The following is a 21,210-nucleotide window of genomic DNA, read 5'->3' on the forward strand; positions in this document are numbered from 1 at the left end:
AAGCTAAATAGCTTCCTTTTTTGATTGCGGCTTATCGCTTAAATAATTAAGCTGAAAGTGCGTGATCTGTTTTATTTAATTTTTCTAATCTGAATGATCATGCCAAATAGCGGATGATCAAAATAATGTATCTCTTCACTACGCAAACGGGTTGATTGATCAAATAAAGTTTCAGTGATGGCTTTTTCTGTACGCACATTTCGCTGAACAGGCTCTTGATTAACGATTTGCACTACACCGTCTTGCTCCACTGCTTTAGTTTCTGATCCGCGCACCGATAATGGCGATGAGACTGATTTCTCAGTTTCAGTACGCACAATCAATTGGCTATCAATATGCAGGTAACGCTCTACATAGATTAGTAGATTCCCATCAATTTCATACAAATCTTGTAAGATCTCTTTCTTCTGTAACGCTGCTAATACATCCATTGATTGATCTGGTTGTGCTGATGCAGTGCTTGAATTAGAAGATAAACCTGCTTGCTCCATGGCTAATGCATAGTTTTTACCTGCAAATAGATGAATAGGTGATGCATTTTGTTTATTTTGTATTGGCATACGCCATGCTGTATGGAGTAGTGGTGTGAAAAGTTGGTGGTTGTTTAATCTTTTTAATTGCTCATTAAGCATCAAGCCATTTAAGCGTTGTAATCTATGTCCACCTTTCACCATTTGTGCATCGGTTAAACGCACAGGATTTTGTTGGTGTAAACAAGGCTGCCCATCTAAACAGCTGGTCGCTGGTGCGGCTTTGATTACTTCTAGACGTTGGCGCTGTTTTAAATAAACATTATTTTGATCTAGTTGTTCACTATTATCTTGTACATCAACATTGCGTTTAAAGACTAATATCTCCACGTCAAACCAGCGGTCACCTGCTGCTTGGGCATTCAAGGAACAAGTTGCTGCAAAAAATAATGGTAAAATATAACGTAAATTCAAAAGGCTATCCTTTTTATTTGATTTTATTTAATAAGATTTAATTTAAAACTATCAAGTAGCTGTTTCAACCAGTTTAGACGTTCTGCACTATTTTCCAATGCGATACTGAATTTCAATTTACTTGGCCCGTCAAGTTTAAAGGTATTTGTTTGTGTTTGCAGTAATGAAACGAGAAACATGGGATCAACCTTTGTATGTTCAGTGAAGGTTACTGCGCCACCCAATGCATGGGCTTCAATGCGAGCAATACCTAGTTTTGAACATCTTTGTTTTATTGCGGTGACAGCCACTAAGTTTTTAGTTGAGTCAGGTAATAAACCAAAGCGATCAATTAGTTCTACTTGTATCTCATTAAGTTCATTATTATTTTTACTATTTGCAATACGCTTGTACAAAGATAAACGCATATTCACATCTGGAATATAATCATCAGGTATCAGTGCCGGAATTCTTAATTCAACTTCTGCTTGCGTTGATAATAGGTGCTCTAGACTAGGCTCTTGACCATTGCGTAATGCATCAACCGCCTGATTTAACATATCCATATACAAGTTAAAGCCGATACTGGTAATTTGACCTGATTGCTCATCACCCAATAATTCCCTGGCGCCACGTATTTCTAAATCGTGAGTTGCCAGTGTAAAACCAGCCCCTAAGGTGTCTAATGAGCCAATAGCTTGCAGGCGCTTTTTAGCATCTTTAGTCATTAGTTTAGGTGTTGGTGTTAATAAATATGCATAAGCCTGATGATGCGAGCGGCCCACACGACCACGTAATTGGTGTAATTGCGCTAACCCTAAGTGATCAGCACGATTGATGATAATGGTATTGGCAGTAGGAATATCAATACCGGTCTCAATGATGGTGGTACAGACTAGGACATTTTGACGCTGATGATAAAAATCAGACATAACACGTTCAAGCTGTTGTTCATTCATTTGCCCATGGGCAATGGCAACTCTGGCTTGCGGTAATAATGTTTGTAAATCTGACGCTGCTTTTTCGATAGTTTCAACGTTATTATGTAAAAAGTAGACTTGACCACCACGCATGATTTCACGTGTGATTGCATCACTGATAGTTTGATCGGTACGTTGCTCTACAAATGTTTTTACCGCTAAACGTTTAGCTGGTGGCGATGCGATGATAGACAAATCACGCATGCCATTCATGGACATATTTAATGTTCGCGGAATAGGCGTTGCAGTCAGGGTTAATATATCGATTTGTGCACGCAGACGTTTAATTTTTTCTTTTTGACGTACACCAAAACGATGCTCTTCATCAATAATTAATAAACCTAAATCGGCGAAATTAATGCCATCACTTAATAGCTTATGAGTACCAATTAGAATATCTACTTTTCCATCGGCGGCATCTTGTAAAATAAGCTTCTGCTCTTTGGCGGTTTTAAAGCGTGATAACACTTCAATTCTTACTGGCCAATTAGCAAAGCGATCACGGAAGTTTTCAAAATGTTGCTGTGCAAGAAGTGTGGTTGGTACTAGTAACGCAACTTGACGTGCATTATCAGTTGCCATAAAGGCAGCACGCATTGCCACTTCTGTTTTACCAAAGCCCACATCACCACAAACTAGTCTATCCATAGGTTGTGATGAACACATATCTGAAATTACAGCGTTAATAGACAGCGCTTGGTCATGGGTTTCTTGGTAGGGGAAGTCATTACTGAATAAGGCATAATGCTCTTTGTTTAGCTTATATCTAAAGCCTTTTTAGCGGCGCGTTGAGCATAAATTTCCAGTAACTCGGCAGCGACATCACGTACTTTTTCAGCGGCACGTTTTTTCGCTTTGGCCCAGGTATCATTACCTAGTTTGCTGATAGGTGCCGTTTCCACATCACTGCCACTATAACGGCTGATTAAATGTAATGAGGTCACGGGCACATATAATTTGTCACCACGAAGATATTCTAAGGTAACAAACTCATTAATACTGCCTGATACTTCAATGGTTTGTAACCCTAAATAACGTGCAACACCATGGTCGATGTGAACCACAGGTTGGCCTACTTTTAATTCAGCTAGGTTACGGACAATATGCTCAGAGTTTTCCTCTCCGTTATTATCTTTATTTTGACGTCGTCTTTGGGTTATTTTATTGCCCAATAACTCAGTTTCAGTGATAAAAGCAAAAGCTGAGTCGATGATCATAAAACTATGTTCAACACGACTGACCGTAATATGTACTTTTTGTTTTTTCGGTTGGCACTCACTTAAGTGATTAACTGATTTTATCGATAATTTAAGTGGGCTCAGTAGTTCTAGTAGCGCTTCTTTACGGCCCGCTGACTCAGCACTTAACAAGATGGTGCCATCGAAACTGTCAATAAAATCACTGATATTTGCTAGTGGATTTTTATCTTTATGGTTAATTCTAATATCAGGTAAGGTGGTCAGTGGTAAATTGCTTTTACCTGCCTTAGGCGCGGCAAAAGAGGTATCTTGCAACTGGTATTTAGGAAACTCATTAATACGCTTAAAGCATTGCTCTTGACGCAGATATAACTCAATCGGCTGCAATAATGGGCGTAATAAATCAACACCACGTTCATCAAAACGATGGGTAATGGTTTTCCAGAAATCATCGATAGCTGTATTGATATCGCCGACAATACACAAACGACTTTGCTGAGGAAAATAATCAAATAGAGTCGCTGTCTCATTAAAAAATAGCGGTAGATAATATTCGATACCAGCGGGTAAATTAGTTTGTGAAATTTGCTGATAGATAGAATCGTTGCTGGTACAAATTTTTGCTGGAAATTTATCTTGATATGCTTGTTTAAAGTTTTCTATCGCCTGCTTATCTGTTGCAAATTCATGAGCAGGTAACATTTTTATCTGTTGAATGGTTGGCAGAGAGCGTTGTGTTTCTGTATCGAAAGGGCGAATAGAGTCTACTTCGTCATCAAAAAAGTCGATGCGGTATGGGGTATCGCTGGCCATTGGGTAAATGTCTAATAACGAACCTCGTGCACAAAACTCGCCATGTTCTTGTACTTGGTCAACGGCGTAATAACCGGCCTCCTGTAACTGCTCTCGTAGTAGTTGCAAGTCTAATTGTTGGCCAGTTTTCACCACTAAAGTATTTTGTTTTAAATAACTAGGTGGCGCTAATCTCAATAGCAGGGTAGTCACGGGCACAATCAAAATGCCTTCTTTCATTGAAGGTAATTGATATAAGGTTTCAATACGCGTTGAGATAATATCTTGATGTGGAGAAAAATGGTCGTAGGGTAAGGTTTCCCAATCAGGAAATAGGTTTACTTCGAACTTGTTTTCAGCAAAAAATAATAACTCCTGATGCAACTTAATGGCACTGGGTGTGTCATTAACGATGACAATTAACGGCGACTTTTGTGGGTTGTTTTGTGCGCATTGGCTAATCACTAAACTTTGGCTACTACCGACTAAGTTAGCAAGTTGCTGAGTATCGGTGGTGGATTTTAATGTTTGTATGTCGAGTAAATTGTTCATGTTTTGACTTATTTTATCTATTTAGTTGCTTAGTAAAGTGTGTGCGAAAATTGCACTATAGAGTCAGGGTATCAGTTTAACCTAGTACAGGTTATTGCTTTGATTCACGTAATTTAGCTCTATCTTTTAGCTGTTGAGATTGTATATGTAAACTCGCTCGAATCAATAACTCTCGATCTTGGTCTCGAATAAGCGTGTAAGTTAATGTACACTGCTCGGCGTTTAATTTGCTGACCGTAGCATAACAATAAATGGCAGATGATTCTTCAGGTAAAAATATTTTTAACCTAACAATATCTTCTTCTTTCAATGTGTTATTGTTTTTTATGATTAAGTTTCCAGCACTAAACTTTATACTTTGATGACGTGATTTTTCTTCATCTTGCTGGGTTAATACATAGCTCAATAGAGTATTTATTTTTTGATTTTGAGCTTGTAAGTATTGCCATAATGCTTTGCTGGTTTCGTTATTTAACTTTAACGGAGCGAGAATGTTTGCGTCGGCTTGTGCTAAATCACTGGCCATACGAAATGGACCTGGGATCTCTTGCTCAAAGGCCAGTTGATTGGCAGGAAGCTGCGTTTTATCAATTGACTTTAAGTTGATTGAAAGTGTGTGTTCTACTAAAAAGTATTCATTATTATTCATATCTACAAACCAAGCAGTGATTAAGTGGTGGCGAAACACCTTATATTAGGAGTTTTGTCTGTCTTAGCGAATAAAGATACATTAGAATGACCGGCATTAAAATGTAATCAATAAGTTAAGGCTACATTTAGTGAGATTAACGGTGCTTTTAGCGCGCCTTGATCTTATCCAATCTGTCTTAGATAATTATTATAAAAGGTAACTATGTTTTATCCTTTAAGTGTTTTCATTGGTTTACGTTATACCAAGTCCAAGCGTAATAACCAATTTGTGTCCTTTGTTTCTTTATTCTCCACGGGTGGCATTATTCTCGGTGTGTTGGCGTTGATCACAGTGCTTTCTGTGATGAATGGCTTCGAAGCGGAATTAAAAGATCGTATCTTAGGCTCAATTCCTCAAGCAAAATTAACCAACCAAGATAACACCATTACGAATTGGCAACAGCGTATAGATCAACTTCCCGTTGATCCTTTAATCATTGATGTTGAACCTATGATCAATGCTGAAGGCATTTTACAAAGTAAGACCGGATTGCAAGGCGTTAAAATTGAGGGTATTTACCCTGATAAGTACGCCAGTGACACGGTTAAAAGTAATATTGTCGTGGGCAGTTTAGATAAACTGGTAGCGAGTGAATATAACATTATTATTGGTGACCAATTGGCGCGTATGTTGGGGGTGACCATTGGTGATAAAGTGAGAATTACCTCAACCCGAGGTGTGCGTTATACACCTTTAGGTCAGGTGCCTAGCCAGCGAAACTTTACCGTGGCTGGAATGTTTGATGTGGGCTCTGATGTAGATAAATACTTAGTCTTGATGCGTGCTGAAGATGCAGCTCGTTTAATTCGTATTCAAACCGATCAGGTAACAGACTTACGCTTCTATTTCACAGAACCTTTTGCAGTAGAGACTTGGACGCCGCCTGCTTTAGCAGAAGATGAGATGATCATTGATTGGCGCAGTACACACGGTGAGTTATTTGCAGCAGTAAAAATGGAAAAGAATATGATCTGGTTGCTGCTTTGTTTAATTATTGCGGTGGCTGCATTTAATATTCTATCTTCTTCTGTGATGGTGGTGACCGATAAAAGTGCTGAAGTGGCGATATTAAAAACCCTAGGCATCAACGCCAATACCATTAATTTAATCTTTATTATTCAAGGTGCATTTAGTGGCATTGTTGGGGCATTAATTGGCACTGGATTAGGCTTGTTATTAAGTACGTATATTAATGAAATCATGTCTTTTTTAGGGTTGCATCTATTAGCCAATGCGTCTGGCGGTACACGTCTGTTGCCCGTTGTACATGAGCCTGTCCAAATAGTATCCATCATGTTGGGTGCAATGTTTTTAAGTTTATTAGCAACTTTATACCCAGCTTACAGAGCCGGTAAAGTTAGCCCAGTTGAGGCATTAAGATATGAGTAATTCAATAGTAGTTTGTCAGGATTTAAGCAAAGTATACCAAGAAGGGCGTTTAGCTACGTCAGTGTTGCAAGGTGTTAGCTTGGCCGTTGAGCCAGGTGAGTTATTAGCAATTGTTGGGACATCAGGGTCAGGTAAAAGTACTTTATTGCATTTATTAGGTGCTCTGGATGCACCTTCAACGGGTGAAGTTATTTTTAATGGTAAAAACATTCATAAGTTATCAGCAAAACAGCAAGCAAAATGGCGTAATCAAGAGTTAGGTTTTGTTTATCAGTTTCATCATTTGTTATCTGAATTTACAGCGTTAGAGAATGTTGCCATGCCGTTGTTGATTGCTGGTGAGCCGATTAAAGTTGCACAACAAAAAGCCTTAGAGTTATTAACCCGTGTCGGTTTAAGTGAGCGTGTTGCTCATCGTCCTTCAGAGCTTTCTGGTGGTGAAAGACAACGTGTTGCTATTGCAAGAGCATTGATTAACAAACCGTCTTTGGTGTTAGCCGATGAACCAACCGGTAACTTAGATGCAAAAAGTGCTGAGTCTGTCTATCAATTGTTAAAAGAGTTAAATGCCGAGTTGGGCACCGCTTTTATTGTGGTCACGCATGATCAACAGTTGGCTAATAAGTTAGACCGACAGTTGTATATGAGTAACGGCATCTTACAGGATACGCAATAATGTTTAGACCTTTATCGTTATTTGTTGGTTTACGTTATAGCAAAGCCAAGCACAAAAACAAATTTGTGTCGTTTATCTCAATGGCCTCTATTTTTGGCATTATTTTAGGGGTGGCAGTATTAATTGTTGGCCTTTCTACCATGAATGGTTTTGAAAAAGCCCTAAGAGATCAACTACTGTCGGTCATTCCTCATGCGGAACTAGAGGTGGTAGAGGGCGATTTCAAAAATGAGAAAGCAATTTTATCCCAAGTCAGAGAACATCCTGGTATAGCAGGTGCAAGCCCTTATATTGTGATGAATGCTTTGTTGCAAAATAATATACATATGAAAGCACTGCAAATGCGTGCAATAGATCCTGACACTGAAACGCAAGTAACTGCCGTTGAGAAGTATATTAAGCAAGGAGGTTGGGAGCTATTATCCACTGCGGATAATAGTATTATCTTGGGTGAGCCCGTGGCTAAACAGCTTAATCTCGCTGTGGGTGATACGGTGACTTTATTATTACCTCAACCTAGCTCTGTTAAATTAAAGGCCCCACGCAAATTTGCATTTACACTCACTGGGACTTTTAAAATGGGTGGTCAAGTTGATACCACCTTAGGCTTTATTCATATCAATAAAGCCAAACAGATTTTGAATGTACAGCATGCAACGGGCATCGCTTTTAAAGTGGATGATGTATTACAAGCACAAACCTTAGTACGTGAAGTGGCTTATAACATTCCTGTTTATATGTATGTGAAAAGCTGGATCACTAGTCAAGGTTACTTATATCAAGATATTCAAATGGTTAAGTCATTAATGTATGTGATTTTATTGTTAGTGGTTGCGGTTGCTTGCTTTAATATCGTATCAACTTTAGTGATGGCGGTGAATGAGAAACGAGGTGATATTGCTATCTTAAAAACCATGGGCGCTAATAAATGGTCATTACGTGCTATTTTCATAGTGCAAGGTGCGTTCAATGGTTTGATGGGCAGTTTATTTGGTGGGTTATTAGGGATTTACCTATCGTTAAATTTAAGCGGTATTTTTGCTGCGATTGAAAGTTTAATTGGCCGTAAGTTCTTATCGGGTGATATCTATTTTATCGATTACTTACCTTCACAAATCGATTATCAACAGGTACTGGTGATCACTGTCGTCGCTTTTGTAATGAGTGTAGTGGCGACGATTTATCCAGCCTGGACTGCGAGTAATATTGAGCCAGCTAAAGAGTTAGGTTATAGCCATTAAACTCTCACTCGCTTAATACGAGATAAGGTGCGTTAATCTAACGCACCGTACGCTGCTAGTAAGTCATACACTCCCTGTGCAATGAGTCGGTATCCTTGTGCATTTGGATGTACAGTATCGCTGTGCAAAGCAGGTTTCTTTAATACATCCCGCATAATGTCATTGCCAAGTGGAATCTGATATTTTTTAGCTAATGTCTGGTACTGCTCAATATCAGGTAAAAAGATACTCGCTTCTGGTACTGATAATAACACCACTTCAATGCCTCTATTCTGTGCCATCTCTATCATCTGTGCTAGATTGTCCTGCATCTTATCTAAATTTCTATTTTGTAAAATATCGTTACCACCATGGCAAAGGATCAATAATTGCGGTTGGTATTGGTCTAATAGTTTAAGTAAACGTTTAAGCCCTTGTTGACTGGTTTCTCCATTCACACCTGCATTGATAACTTGCTTATCTAATAACAAACCTAATTGTACTGGGTAACTTTGCTGTTTTTCAGCGCCACGCCCAGAGGTTAAGCTATCACCAAAAGCTAGGATAGGTTGTTGCTGGTTAAGGGGAGTTAACGTGACGGAATCGCTACAGGCCGTTAGTAGGGTAATAAACAATAAACAAAGGTATATTTTCATGGGTTTGGCTCGGCAATAGCAAGGGGTCAATGATGAATATAAATTGTAGGCAAAAAAAGCGCACTAAAAAGTGCGCTATCGTCATTCTTAGTTTTATTAATCGTCTAAAATACCTAGGATGCTCAATAGGTGAACAAAGATATTAAAGATGTTTAAGTATAATGAAACCGTTGCACGAATGTAGTTTGTTTCACCGCCATTGATAATACGGCTTGTATCAACCAGTATTAATCCTGACATGATCATAACCACAACACTGCTGATCACTAATTGCATTAATGGAATTTGTAGGAAGATGTTAGCAATCATTGCCACCACGACAGCAATCATACCAGCCATTAAGAAGCCGCCCATGAATGAGAAGTCTTTACGTGTAGTTAGTACATATGCAGATAAAGCAAAGAAGATAATCGCTGTTGTACCTAATGCTTGCATGATAAGTGCAGGACCGTTAGCCATTGCCAGGTAGTGATTTAACATATTACCCAGTGATGCACCCATCACACCAGTAAACATAAATACCCAGAAAAGACCTTTACTTGAGTCAGCTGTTTTTGAAACAACAAACAACAAACCGAAGCCAACTAGCATTAATACTAATGACATCATTGGACCAATGCCTGCCATTGTTGCAATAGTTGCAGTTACTGCACTAAACGCAAGTGTCATGCCTAACAACATATAAGTATTTTTTAATACTTTATTGATTGAAACTCCAGCACTACCAGTATGAGTGTTAATTGAAGAATTCATAATTTACTCCAGTTGATTAAATAATAATTAATAAACATCATAACACTTGGATTTAGCATGTGTAGTATTTTCGTATCAATTTAGTTAACAGAGTGTGAGCAAGGTAATAGTAATTATAAAAAATATAGTGTTTGTGGTAATAACAATGATATTAAATAAGTGATCACAATTTTGCGCAGGAAAAATGACTTAGTTCAAGGCGTAATTTAAGTTAAACAATTGTTCTATTTACGAAAATTACAGCGAAGTAATAAGTTATTTTAACAAATAAAAATTGTTCAGTTACTTAGTGTGATTGGTATTAAGGTCCTATTGATTAAATATTTAACTAAGGCTGCAATTATTTTAACAGGTAATTCAGAACAGTTAATTGATGGGGTTGCTACAGGATTCAGTTATGGTGAAGAGGGTAGTAAGCCAATGACAATACTAGAAATATTGTTGAGGAGTCATAAAAAAGGCACCGAAGTGCCTTGATAGTATTAGTATTTAGAAAGGGCTTATTTAGCGCCTTCGATGATACCAACAAATTCTTCAATGATTAGTGCAGCACCACCAACTAAACCACCGTCGATATCAGCTTGAGCGAATAGCTCTTTTGCACTGTTTGCTTTAACACTACCGCCGTAAAGGATTTGTACTTTCTCAGCTACTACTTCGCTTTGTGCATTTAACCATGAACGGATATGTGCATGAACTTCTTGTGCTTGCTCAGAAGTTGCAACTTTACCTGTACCGATAGCCCATACTGGCTCATATGCGATTACTGAGTTTTCAATTGCAGCAATACCAGCAACGTCGATTACTGCTTTTAGTTGTGCTTCAACAACAGCAAAAGTTTTATCAGTTTCACGCTCTTCTAGTGTCTCACCGATACAAAGAACAGGTACTAGACCATTTTCTTGAATAGCAACAAATTTAGCTGCAACAACTGCATCTGTTTCGTTGTGGTATTGACGACGCTCAGAGTGACCAACTAAGCTGTACTTAGCACCAAACTCTTTAACCATTACTGGTGACGTTTCACCTGTGAATGCGCCAGAAACGTTTGTGCTTACATCTTGACCACCAAATTCAATGCTGTTGTTTGCTGTTAAGTTAGCAACTTGCTCAATGAAGATAGCCGGTGGGCATACTGCAACTTCAACATTGCTCGCTGCATCAGCTGCGCCTTCAATACCTTTGATTAATGTTGCAACTGACTCTTTAGTACCGTTCAGTTTCCAGTTACCCATTACAAGAGGTGTTCTCATGTTTAACTCCGTTAGTTTATTAAAATTGTATGCTTTTCAGACATTTTGGTAATTAAAAATCACTTCACTTACCATTTTGTGATTCTATCCCAGTAAATTATCTGTTATCAACTGTAAATACAAGTAAGGCTTGACTGAAACTCCCATTTTTATTGTGTTCAATCAATAAAGTCTTAGTTTACTTGGGTAAATTGCACTGCGGGTTGCTGTTGATAGAACTCATTGTCTGTATTTTCTTCACTGTGAGTCGGATTAGAGAAGGACTCTTTATCAAAGGCAATATCGCCACCATCAATCACGCCAGATTGATTATTAATCGACTTAAAGTCAAATAGCGCAGTGTCTGCTAAATGCGATGGCACCACATTCTGCATTGCGGTAAACATGGTTTCTAAGCGGCCTGGAAATTTTTGATCCCACTCACTGAGCATCTCTTCAGTTAATTTGCGTTGTAAATTAGGTTGAGAACCACATAGATTACAAGGAATGATTGGGAACTTCTGTAATGTTGCAAAGGCTTCAATATCTTTCTCTTTACAATAAGCCAGAGGTCGGATCACAACATGTTCTCCATTGTCCGAGACTAATTTTGCTGGCATTGATTTCATTTTTCCTGCAAAAATAGGTTAAGCATCATAGTAGCGAGCATATCGTCACGGTGATGCCCTAAAGCAATTTTTGTTGCACCAATTTCTTTTGCGGTATTATATAGGATGCCTCGGCGTAAACGAGAACATAGGCTACAGGTAGTTTTGCCTGGCTCTAACTTTTCTGTGACTATGCTATAAGTATCTTGCTCGACAATTTTGTAATCAACACCTAATTTAGATAGGTATTCAGGTAGGATGTGTTCAGGGAAGCCTGGTTGCTTTTGGTCTAAGTTAACGGCGATGATATCAAAGTTAATTGGCGCAACGGCCTTAAGCTGACTCAGCATCTCTAAAAGTGTGTAGCTATCCTTTCCGCCCGATACACAAACCATGACCTTATCGCCATCTTCAATCATGTTGTAATCTGCGATCGCTTGCCCCGTTTGTCTACGCAACACTTTGTTTAATTTTTTGAGTTTAAATTGTTCTTTTTCTGAAAGTTGCTGCGTCATTGTAAGCCTTGTTTAGGGAGAGTTAAAAGCACGCGCATTGTATAAAAAGAGAAGTGTAGATGTAAAGGACTGAACTGACTATTCGCCCTTTGTGTTTTAGCCTTTATAGTGGGGTAGGGCGAGCAATTAAGAAACCTTGTATGCCATCAATATACATATGCTCTAGGATATGTTTTTGCTCAAGTCGTTCAATCCCTTCGGCGACTACTTGACATTCCATGCGATGAGCAACATCTATGATCATGCGAATAAATTGCTGGTTAGTGCTGTCATGTTCGATATCCACAATTAAACTAGAGTCAATCTTAATGTAGTCAGGTTTTAACTCTTTAAACAGACGGAATGAACAGATACCTTTACCGAATCGACAGATGGCAGATCGACTGCCTGCACGTTTTAACATGTCAAAAAAGCGTTTGCTGGCGGTAAGGTGGTTATCTAGCGGCTTTTCATGCACTTCAAATACTAATGAACCGGCAATATCAGACTCTTTTAAGAGCAAACGTTCTAACCAAATAAGAAAGGCGCTGTTTTGGATACAGGCATAACTGACGTTAATGCCCCAATGCGTATTAAAATCACTTTTTTGTCGGTAATTGGCAATAGTGCGTTCAATAATTAATTGCTCAAGTTTCACAATCATATCGATGCGTTGTGCCATTGAGAAAATAGTACTGGCTGGAATGATGTTATCGTTTTCGCCTAAAAAGCGGGTATAAATCTCTTGATACCCTTTCATATTACGATGAATAGCTTGCACCGGCTGCTGTAAAAAAGTAAATGAGCGTTTCTCAATCACTTCGTTGATCACGGCTCGCCAATGTTGCTCTCCTAATTGGAACTCACTGTGCTCTTCAAGCGCCCATGCATTGGGTCCAGCTATTTGTGCTTTGGCAAGGGCAATATCAGCTCTTGCTAACACATGCTCTGGTAACTGTTTAGCTGAAACTCGCGTCATGCCATTAAAAGCTACACTTTCAAGGTTATGGGTGGCCTGGTATTGGTCAAATTTAAATTTTAATTCATCACTGAATTTGTGTGCATCAGTAGTGGTCATGTTATGTGCAATAACGGCAAAGTCTGACCCACTAATACGGAAAACCTGTGTGTTGGCATAATTTAATGCAACTTGCTTAATAATTTTGGCAACATTAAGTAAGTAGTGATCACCTTGTTGAAAACCGCGACTGGCATTAACCGTTGATAATTCGAAAATTCTAATCACAGATAAGATGGCATGATCTTGGTTGTTGTCACTGGATAATAGCTCAGTTAGTTCAGAGCGAAAAGCATGACGATTATTTAACTCAGTGAGACTGTCTCGATTGGCCTGATTGCTTAACTTGTTTATTCTCATCTCTTTATCAGAAACATCAGACTTTAAGTTCCTGATTTTTTGCTTAATTGCCTTAGCCGCTATGGTAAAGATAGATTTTACATCACTGTCATCTAGTGTTTCTTCAATCAATAACTGTTCATTTTTTCTAAACAAGGTTAAATAAAGTAGGTTGCAGAACAGGGTAGTGATCACTAAAGCCGCTACAATTAACAAGATGATATGTTGATATAGCGTAGAGTATTCCAAATTTTTGACTGAGTATTCAATAACTTGGTTTGTAGAAATAGAGTGTTGTGTCGAGGGAGAGATAGGTAATATTTTACGGAATAATTGCGCTTCTTTTTGCTCTATGTAGGTCAGTGGTGCCGATAAACGGTCATTGGTTACCTTAATATAACTAAAATTATTGATTTCGATTTTATGTTTTAAATCTGCTTCAGAGGTGATGTCATTTAACACTGCAAGTCGCTTATCTAGACCGTATTGCTGCTGTTGTTTGGAGAGGATTGGGTTAAATAAAGCTTTAATAACAAACACTAATGCAATAATGATCAATATAATAAGAAAATTAGATACCCAAAAATTCCGTCCAAGGTTGTTCATCTTTCAACTCCTTTGGTCTTACCTATTGAAATACTCATTTTCTTTACGATTAAGTATAGGCTTAAAATGACTATTTGCTGCATATACTTGATTCGAATAAGAGAATGGATGAACAGCATCACATTCCAACAATGATATGATTAATAATTAATTTTTTAATTATATAGCAATTTTAAATCATTATTTAGTTTTTTGTTGATTAATTGTTACATCAATTGGGTTATTTGAACCTTGGTCGTTTTAACACCTAAAGAGACTGAAATGACTATGATAGATGCTATTAAAGGGGGTAAGGGGTCATTGCGAGTATAGAAACGGCAGTAACAGGGTAACTGCCTTTTAATTGTTTAAAGAATGCAACTGTTCAGATTTGTGATTATTTACGGTAATCAGGTTGGTGAGTTAAGAGTAAATATTTAGTTTGTTCATGTTGTGGGCGTTCACAGACCTCTTCAGCAGGCCCTTTTTCGACAATTTTTCCTTGATGTAACACCATAATTTGGTCACTCATATGCTTTACAAGGTGCATATTATGAGCAACAAATATGTAACTAAGGCCTTTTGCTTGTTGAATTTTTAATAATAGATTAACAATTTTAAAGCGAAGAGAAATATCCAAAGTGGTTAAGATTTCATCCACTAAAATAATATCTGGATTTAGGATCATCGCCCGAGCGATAGCCACCTGATGCTTCTGCATACCCGATAACATTTCGGGATAAAAAGCTAAGTAATCGGGCAATAGACCCACTAATTTTAATGTATCTAAAATACGTTGATAACGTTGTTTAGCATCTAGGTTAGTATTTAACTCAATAGGCGCGTTAAGTATTTTTCCCACTGTCATCTTAGGGTTCAGTGAACTGCTTGGATCTTGGAATATCATACGCACTGCTACGCAGCGTTTATGGGAACTTAATGTACAAATAGATTCGCCATTGATATAGATATCACCAGAGCTTGCCTTGAGTACACCTGCAATGGTTCGTACTAATGCACTTTTTCCTGATCCACTTTCGCCAACCACGGCTAACGTTTCACCTTTTTCTAAAGTAAAACTCACTGGTCCAAAGGCTACTTTTTCGCGACTACTAAAAAGACCATAGGGTTGCTTAAAGCTTTTACATAGATCGGTTACTTTCAATAATGACGACATAACTAACTCAATTTACTAGGGTAATGGCAACGGTAACTATGACCTTTTTTTATGGTTAAGGTTGGATTCTTAACGCATATCTTTTGAGCCTTAGGACACCTTGGACCGAGTCGACAACCGATAGGTAGTTGGTTTGATGAGGGAATATTACCCGGTAAGGTATAAAGCTGTGCTTTATGCTCATGAAACTCTTCATTATTAATCATGGTTCTAAGCATCGCTTGTGTATAAGGGTGCATTGCTGAGCCCATAATCTGTTTATAGGAGCCTGACTCTACACTCTGCCCGCAATAGACTAGGGTCATGTAATCAGAAATACTGCTGGTATTGGCAAAGTTGTTACTCAAAATTAATAGCGTTGTGTTGTTCAATTGATTAAGTTTATATAACAAACGATATATTTGCGATTGTGTCACAGCCTCCATGGCCGTTGTCGGTTCATCGGCAATGATCAATCGTGGATTATTGGCAATCGCCATCGCTATCATCACCTTTTGGCAAACACCCTCAGACAATTGATGTGGAAAACTTTTTAATACCGCGACATCATTCTGTATACCTACTTTATGCAATAGCTCTTTTATTTGTAAGCGCCTTGAAGGCACACTGACCCGCTTAATTTTACTGAGAATTGGTCTAAAACGTTGTTGCCAAGTTTTTTTAGGCAATACCGATTCTATCTGTTTACGTATTCGTTGACTTGGGTCTAAGTAAGAACTTGGCTCTTGAAAGATCACTGATATTTCAGTGCCTAGTATATTCCGTCGCTCTTTGACAGAAAGCTTAGTGAGATCGGTTTTATCCAGGAACATACGGTCAGCAGTAACGGTCCAGTTACTGCTGTGCAAACCTAAAATTGCTTTCGCTATTAAGGTTTTTCCTGAACCTGATTCACCGATTAAGCCATGAATCGAGCCATCAACAATATTCAATGTTGCTTTGTCAATCACACGAATCTTGCCTTGAGCAGTTTCGATATCAATACTGAGGTTTCTAATATCTAATAAAGCCATTATTCTTCCCCCTCGATCACTGCGTGACGTAAACCTTCTGCAAAGACATTGACGATAATGATGATAATAAAGATAGCCAGACCAGGAAAAGCCACTAACCAAGGTGATAAATAAATTAACTCCATGCTATTGGCGATTAAGGCTCCTAGTTCTGTTTGCGGTAATTGCGCCCCAAAGCCTAAAAACCCTAAAGTTGCGATCTCTATAATCGCCATAGTAAATAGACGGTTTAAGATAGTAATAGTAGGCTCAAGAATGTTAGGTAAAATACCATATCTAAATAATCGCGTTTTTGCAGCCCCATCTAGTTGTAAAGCAATAATATATTGTTTATTTAACTCTTGTTCTATGGCTAAAAAGCTGGCTCTAATAAACTGTGGTAATAAAGACAGTGCAATGGCGATCAAACAGTTGATATAACTCGGGCCAAAAAAAGTAATTAATATCAGCGCAGATAGTAATGACGGGATAGCTAATAGGGCATCCAATAGATGATGTAAAATACTGGCTTTTACCCCTTTTGTTAAGGCCGCACCCGCACCAATCGTCATACCAATAAGAGAAACGAAAAAGGTAATGATTAACGCGCCGCCTAAAGTATATTGCACACCATGAAACAAGCGAGATAGGGTATCGCGACCTAGTTCATCAGTGCCCAACACATGGTCAATCGTGCCACCTTCAACCCAATAAGGTGGTAACAACATTTGTTCAGGATCTTGTAATAATGGTGAGTGAGGTACTATCCAGGATGCAAATAGTGAGATAAAAATTAAAATGACAATGGCCCACATAGCCAATACTGCAATGCTTTTGCTCTTAAAAATAGACCAAATATAACGCAGTGGCGATTGAATTTTATCTTCATTAAAGCCGTTATTAATTAGCATATAACGAACCTCTTCTAATCGGGCTAATAATCACCATCATGATTTCAATAGCAATACTAAATATTAAAATAAACCCAGTGATAATTAACATGCCAGCAGGTAACGCGTGATAATCTCCTGATTTTAAGGAGTTGTAGAGCCAGGTGCCTATACCGTTTAAATTAAATACAATCTCAATGGTCATGGCAAAAGAGAGTATGGTGCTGAGTTGTAATCGTAGCTGCGGAATAATTGGCGGCAGGGCGTTATTTAAAGCATGTACAAATACAATTTTGGTACGAGAGAAACCTTTAGCATAAGCGGTTTGAATGTAATTACTGCGCATCACCATGGTCATTGAGTGACGTGTTAAACGGACAATTTCAGCAATCAAAAGAAGGACAATACCGCCGCAGGTAATATTAAGTGTGCAACGCGGTCAAAAAATGCAAACAGGCCATATTGCGGGGTAACAAATAAGGTATCTATTAATAAAAACCCAGTGACTACTGGTACGTCGTAAACTAAACTCATATTACCATCCACGGGTAATATATCCCCCCATACACTTGGTAATAATCCGGCCATCACACCGACCCAAAATACCGGCAAGGCTAATCCTATAATAGCGATAGTCATGATCGCGTAATCTAATTTAGTATTACGGAATAATCCTGCTAATAAGCCCAATGGAATGGCGATGATCGATGAGAACAATAGTGCAACAAAACACAGTTCTAAAGTTGAAGCAAAGAAGGTTAAACCTCGTTGTAATAATGGTTGATGGTCTAATGCAGAGTGACCAATATTTGCACTTAATAGATCCCATAAATAAGCAAAATATTGAAGAATATAGTCTTGCGCGATAGGTGCTTTCGTTTGGTGATGTATTAAAATGGTACGATCAATGGCAAAGGCGAGTATCGTTAAAATAAACGCCGTGATGACTAATAGATTTAAACGTCTTATTAAGAATGACAGCATATTAATTCAGATCTTGTTTAATGGCATTTTGGAAGTTAATACCGGTTAATGGATTAACTTCTACGTTTAAAATTGTTTTAGCAATTGCATCTAATCTTAAAACATGTGCGATGGGCAGATAAGGTCTTTGCACTTGGATTTGGTCTTGTATTTGGTAATAATTTCTAATGCGTTGAGCAAAGTTACTCTCAGTTAATGATTTATCCAGTAACGCTTGTGTTTTTGCATCACACCAGTAACTAGTATTACCTGTTTCTGGGGTTGAGTGACAGCTCAATAGTGGCCTAAAAATGCTGTCAGGGTCTTTTATATGGACATTAATCCCAGTTAGGTATATATCGTAATTACCGCTGTTGAGATGCTCCTGTAAACCATTATCGTTCACGCTGACAATCTTACTTTGTACACCAATGGCTAATAAATTAGCTTGAACTAATTCCGCTGTTTTATGGAAGTTTGGGTTAAATACATTAGCGCCATCGGGCAATACTATCTGTAGCGTTTGAGAAAAATCATATTGTGCAGTGATTAACTCTTTTTTAGCTTGTTCTGGATTAAATAGTGTCTCATTAAAGCGTGGTTTTAATGCCCATGACTGCTTACTTAATAGCGTGTCGGTTTGTGTTGCGCTCTGAAAATAGACGGCTTGTAAAATAGTCTCTGTATCGATTGCTTTAGCTAATGCGCGTCGGATTTGAGGCGCTGCGACTTTTTCAGCTTTAGTATTAAATGCAAGTAAGGAGATATTAGCTGTTGATTTGCTATTTAAGCTAATATTTTTATTTTGGCTAATGGTCTCTAATTGACTCGCTGCAGGGTAAGAGATTGCATCACATTCACCTGATAAGAGCTTTGCATAACGTTTAGTTGCACTGGGATTAGTGAAGAAGATAAGGTCGTCTATATTACCCAATGAGTGCCAATACTGCTGATTTTTTTGATAACGAATGGTGCCATTACTATCATAATTTTTAAAAGAGAATGGCCCTGTGCCGATAGGTTTAAAGTCGATCTGTTCTGGTTGACCTTGTGTCATTAGTTGCTCTGCATATTCCGCCGAATGTATGACTGCATAGTGCGCAGCTAGATTAGCAAGTAATGTCACATCTGGTTTTGATAAAACAAACTCAACGGTGTGATCATCAATTTTGTTAATAGAAGATAATAATTCAGTGAAAGGGTGGTTATAGAAATAATTCACCGTTTTGTTGTTGATAATATGGTAAGGGTGCTGATGATCAAACATACGATTAAAGCTAAACAGTACATCGTCAGCATTAAAATAACGGCTAGGGGTAAAATAATCGGTTTGATGAAAGCTCACATTCTCACGCAAAGTAAAACGATAGCGCAGTTTATCTTCACTTTGTTGCCAACTGGTGGCTAAATCGGGAATAAACTCATTGGTATTAGGATCTATTTTTACCAAACGACTAAACAATTGATGTGTAGTGGCATCTAAACTGGCTATGTCGTCACTTATTTGCGGATTGAATGATGTCGGTTGACTATCAGTACAATAGATAAGCGTATTTTGTGTTAATGTTTTGTTTTGGTAACAACCACTTAGGGTAGCAATCAAAGACAATAAGCAAATTAAACGCATAGCATTATTTTATTCCATTATGATAATTATAGTGCTCATCGGTATAGGATAAACAATATCAGGGTAACTTAATATTTAATAAGTTAATTCAATTATTTACTAAAATCAATCTCACTGATATCAGCTAATTATAATCTAACTTACGTTGAATTTGATAGCACAATATAATTGCTATCAAAGCAAAGCTAACGCTGCCTAGTGCTTGCCCAACAAGTATGCCATTTGCGCCGTAATAATAAGCACCGATACTTACAAAAGGGATAGTGCCTAGTGTCATTTTTCCAATATTAAGTAAGGTGGCTAGTTTTGGGTGCCCAACATTATTCAAAAAGGACATGGCAACCAGGTTCATCGCCACAAAAATAAAACTAATGCAGATATATTGGCAGAAAAAACGCAATAAACTAGCCGTTTCCCCTTTAGCATTAAACAACATCACCACCCACTCTTGAGCAAAGGAAAGTAGTAAAGCCACTACTAAAACATAACGAATAATAAAGTTTAAGGCGTGGTTTAGGGTTGATTTAACGCGAGCAAATTGTTGTGCTCCCATATTTTGACTGATGATAGGTCCAATCGCACCTGGCATAGCAAATAGGATCATGAATATCACAGGGATTAAACGACTGATTACTGCCCATGCTGCAACGATATCTGTGCCTAATTTTGCAATCTCATAAGTCACATATAGATGGGTAAGTGGTGTGGATAACTGGGTAATACAGACAGGAATCGCGACCTTAGTGATATCAGGCATGGCATGTTTAATTCGCTGGATATCTATTTGAGGAATAAAGTTTGCTTTAGTGAACAGATAATAGATAGCTAACCCAACCATAGTAGCGCGTGCAAGTAACGACGCAAATGCTGCGCCTTTAATATCTAAATCAAAATAAAATATAAAAAGTGGATCTAATAATAGATTCACTACACCGGCTGAAAGGGTACAGAGCATAGCGACTTTTGCCTTACCTAAAGCGCGTAAAGTGGCAATAGCTTGCATACCCAATGCAACGATTGGGAAGGTGATAATAGTAATAGTAAGGTAGTCATAAGCGGCCTCTAAAACTAGGCCTTCGGCGCCGATCATTTGTAGTAACATTTTAGCGTTACAAAACACTAAGAGACTTAATAGGAGACTGATAATAATAGTGATCAAATAACTGGCCATTGCGCTATGTTGAGCGGATTGATATTGTTTTTGGCCAATTTGCCGTGCAACAACTGCAGAGTTAGCAATCATCATGGCAATGGTAAAAGAGGTGGTAAAAAATAAAATAGCAGCTGCGTAAGCAATGGCAGAAAGTAAATGCGGCTGTTTTAATAAACTGATGAAGTAGATATCGATTAAATCCACAATAAAAAAGACACTTAACCCAACTACGTTGGTCAGTGCCATTTTTATAATGTGATGGGAGATATCACCCTGTGTAAATTTAGCGGTTAAGGGCATG

General features: G+C 38.1%; 16 protein-coding genes and 2 pseudogenes. 3 read left to right on the plus strand and 15 right to left on the minus strand.

Annotated features, from left to right (window positions below; all coding sequences use genetic code 11):
• Positions 1-71: 71 nt before the first annotated feature.
• From ACLKL2_RS00825 to ACLKL2_RS00835, 3 genes and pseudogenes are all read right to left on the minus strand, one after another.
• Complete coding sequence (locus tag ACLKL2_RS00825) at positions 72-944, minus strand: CsiV family protein (RefSeq protein WP_413693010.1); 873 nt, start codon at positions 942-944, stop codon at positions 72-74.
• A 23-nt stretch (positions 945-967) separates the two neighbouring features.
• Positions 968-4,446 (minus strand): annotated as a pseudogene (gene mfd, locus ACLKL2_RS00830) (transcription-repair coupling factor).
• A gap of 91 nt (positions 4,447-4,537) precedes the next feature.
• Positions 4,538-5,095, minus strand: a complete 558-nt coding sequence (locus ACLKL2_RS00835) for a PilZ domain-containing protein (RefSeq protein ID WP_413693011.1) — start codon at positions 5,093-5,095, stop codon at positions 4,538-4,540.
• A 204-nt stretch (positions 5,096-5,299) separates the two neighbouring features.
• Between ACLKL2_RS00835 and ACLKL2_RS00840 the strand changes: the two genes are divergently transcribed.
• Genes ACLKL2_RS00840 through lolE form a run of 3 tightly spaced genes read left to right on the plus strand, consistent with a single transcriptional unit; the run spans position 5,300 to position 8,443 of the window.
• Positions 5,300-6,526: a lipoprotein-releasing ABC transporter permease subunit gene (locus ACLKL2_RS00840; RefSeq protein ID WP_413693012.1), complete on the plus strand. Its 1,227-nt coding sequence runs from the start codon at positions 5,300-5,302 to the stop codon at positions 6,524-6,526.
• On the plus strand, positions 6,519-7,202 hold the full coding sequence (lolD, locus tag ACLKL2_RS00845) for a lipoprotein-releasing ABC transporter ATP-binding protein LolD (RefSeq protein ID WP_413693013.1): 684 nt from the start codon (positions 6,519-6,521) through the stop codon (positions 7,200-7,202). The genes ACLKL2_RS00840 and lolD overlap by 8 nt, the downstream gene beginning before the upstream one ends.
• Positions 7,202-8,443: a lipoprotein-releasing ABC transporter permease subunit LolE gene (gene lolE / locus ACLKL2_RS00850; RefSeq protein WP_413693014.1), complete on the plus strand. Its 1,242-nt coding sequence runs from the start codon at positions 7,202-7,204 to the stop codon at positions 8,441-8,443. Before lolD ends, lolE begins: the two co-directional genes overlap by 1 nt.
• Before the next feature lie 32 nt (positions 8,444-8,475).
• Here the strand turns inward: lolE and ACLKL2_RS00855 are convergent, their stop codons facing one another.
• From ACLKL2_RS00855 to ACLKL2_RS00910, 12 genes and pseudogenes are all read right to left on the minus strand, one after another.
• The gene (locus tag ACLKL2_RS00855) at positions 8,476-9,078 is read right to left on the minus strand and encodes an arylesterase (RefSeq protein WP_413693015.1); all 603 of its coding nucleotides are present in this window, start codon (positions 9,076-9,078) and stop codon (positions 8,476-8,478) included.
• Positions 9,079-9,174: 96 nt separating this feature from the next.
• On the minus strand, positions 9,175-9,831 hold the full coding sequence (locus ACLKL2_RS00860; protein WP_113819363.1) for a Bax inhibitor-1/YccA family protein: 657 nt from the start codon (positions 9,829-9,831) through the stop codon (positions 9,175-9,177).
• Positions 9,832-10,331: 500 nt separating this feature from the next.
• Positions 10,332-11,084 (minus strand): triose-phosphate isomerase, encoded by a 753-nt coding sequence (tpiA, locus tag ACLKL2_RS00865; RefSeq protein WP_113819365.1) that lies wholly within the window; start codon positions 11,082-11,084, stop codon positions 10,332-10,334.
• 173 nt (positions 11,085-11,257) lie between these two features.
• Positions 11,258-12,186: pseudogene (gene ttcA / locus ACLKL2_RS00870) on the minus strand (tRNA 2-thiocytidine(32) synthetase TtcA).
• A gap of 103 nt (positions 12,187-12,289) precedes the next feature.
• Positions 12,290-14,128 (minus strand): EAL domain-containing protein, encoded by a 1,839-nt coding sequence (locus ACLKL2_RS00875; protein WP_113819367.1) that lies wholly within the window; start codon positions 14,126-14,128, stop codon positions 12,290-12,292.
• Positions 14,129-14,504: 376 nt separating this feature from the next.
• Complete coding sequence (locus ACLKL2_RS00880; RefSeq protein WP_113819368.1) at positions 14,505-15,284, minus strand: ATP-binding cassette domain-containing protein; 780 nt, start codon at positions 15,282-15,284, stop codon at positions 14,505-14,507.
• 2 nt (positions 15,285-15,286) lie between these two features.
• Entirely contained in the window at positions 15,287-16,297 is a 1,011-nt protein-coding gene (locus tag ACLKL2_RS00885; RefSeq protein WP_413693016.1) for an oligopeptide/dipeptide ABC transporter ATP-binding protein, read from the minus strand.
• A complete protein-coding gene (locus tag ACLKL2_RS00890) occupies positions 16,297-17,187 on the minus strand; it encodes an ABC transporter permease subunit (protein WP_413693017.1) in 891 nt (296 codons plus the stop codon). Before ACLKL2_RS00890 ends, ACLKL2_RS00885 begins: the two co-directional genes overlap by 1 nt.
• A complete protein-coding gene (locus tag ACLKL2_RS00895; RefSeq protein WP_413693018.1) occupies positions 17,177-17,560 on the minus strand; it encodes an ABC transporter permease subunit in 384 nt (127 codons plus the stop codon). Before ACLKL2_RS00895 ends, ACLKL2_RS00890 begins: the two co-directional genes overlap by 11 nt.
• A complete protein-coding gene (locus ACLKL2_RS00900) occupies positions 17,557-18,150 on the minus strand; it encodes a hypothetical protein (protein WP_413693019.1) in 594 nt (197 codons plus the stop codon). Before ACLKL2_RS00900 ends, ACLKL2_RS00895 begins: the two co-directional genes overlap by 4 nt.
• Position 18,151: 1 nt before the next feature.
• Positions 18,152-19,756: an ABC transporter substrate-binding protein gene (locus ACLKL2_RS00905; RefSeq protein WP_413693020.1), complete on the minus strand. Its 1,605-nt coding sequence runs from the start codon at positions 19,754-19,756 to the stop codon at positions 18,152-18,154.
• A gap of 124 nt (positions 19,757-19,880) precedes the next feature.
• The gene (locus ACLKL2_RS00910) at positions 19,881-21,209 is read right to left on the minus strand and encodes an MATE family efflux transporter (protein ID WP_413693021.1); all 1,329 of its coding nucleotides are present in this window, start codon (positions 21,207-21,209) and stop codon (positions 19,881-19,883) included.
• Position 21,210: the final 1 nt, after the last annotated feature.

The sequence above is a fragment of the Psychromonas sp. KJ10-2 genome (assembly GCF_047323255.1).
GTDB lineage: Bacteria > Pseudomonadota > Gammaproteobacteria > Enterobacterales > Psychromonadaceae > Psychromonas.

Excerpts from the sequence above, each read along its gene's own strand:
- ACLKL2_RS00910 (WP_413693021.1), bottom strand. The coding sequence starts at position 21,209 with ATGCCCTTAACCGCTAAATTTACACAGGGTGATATCTCCCATCACATT.
- ACLKL2_RS00835 (WP_413693011.1), bottom strand. The coding sequence starts at position 5,095 with ATGAATAATAATGAATACTTTTTAGTAGAACACACACTTTCAATCAAC.
- ACLKL2_RS00890 (WP_413693017.1), bottom strand. The coding sequence starts at position 17,187 with ATGCTAATTAATAACGGCTTTAATGAAGATAAAATTCAATCGCCACTG.
- lolE (WP_413693014.1), top strand. The coding sequence starts at position 7,202 with ATGTTTAGACCTTTATCGTTATTTGTTGGTTTACGTTATAGCAAAGCC.
- ACLKL2_RS00880 (WP_113819368.1), bottom strand. The coding sequence starts at position 15,284 with ATGTCGTCATTATTGAAAGTAACCGATCTATGTAAAAGCTTTAAGCAA.
- ACLKL2_RS00900 (WP_413693019.1), bottom strand. The coding sequence starts at position 18,150 with ATGCTGTCATTCTTAATAAGACGTTTAAATCTATTAGTCATCACGGCG.
- lolD (WP_413693013.1), top strand. The coding sequence starts at position 6,519 with ATGAGTAATTCAATAGTAGTTTGTCAGGATTTAAGCAAAGTATACCAA.
- ACLKL2_RS00875 (WP_113819367.1), bottom strand. The coding sequence starts at position 14,128 with ATGAACAACCTTGGACGGAATTTTTGGGTATCTAATTTTCTTATTATA.
- tpiA (WP_113819365.1), bottom strand. The coding sequence starts at position 11,084 with ATGAGAACACCTCTTGTAATGGGTAACTGGAAACTGAACGGTACTAAA.
- ACLKL2_RS00840 (WP_413693012.1), top strand. The coding sequence starts at position 5,300 with ATGTTTTATCCTTTAAGTGTTTTCATTGGTTTACGTTATACCAAGTCC.
- ACLKL2_RS00860 (WP_113819363.1), bottom strand. The coding sequence starts at position 9,831 with ATGAATTCTTCAATTAACACTCATACTGGTAGTGCTGGAGTTTCAATC.
- ACLKL2_RS00905 (WP_413693020.1), bottom strand. The coding sequence starts at position 19,756 with ATGCGTTTAATTTGCTTATTGTCTTTGATTGCTACCCTAAGTGGTTGT.
- ACLKL2_RS00855 (WP_413693015.1), bottom strand. The coding sequence starts at position 9,078 with ATGAAAATATACCTTTGTTTATTGTTTATTACCCTACTAACGGCCTGT.
- ACLKL2_RS00885 (WP_413693016.1), bottom strand. The coding sequence starts at position 16,297 with ATGGCTTTATTAGATATTAGAAACCTCAGTATTGATATCGAAACTGCT.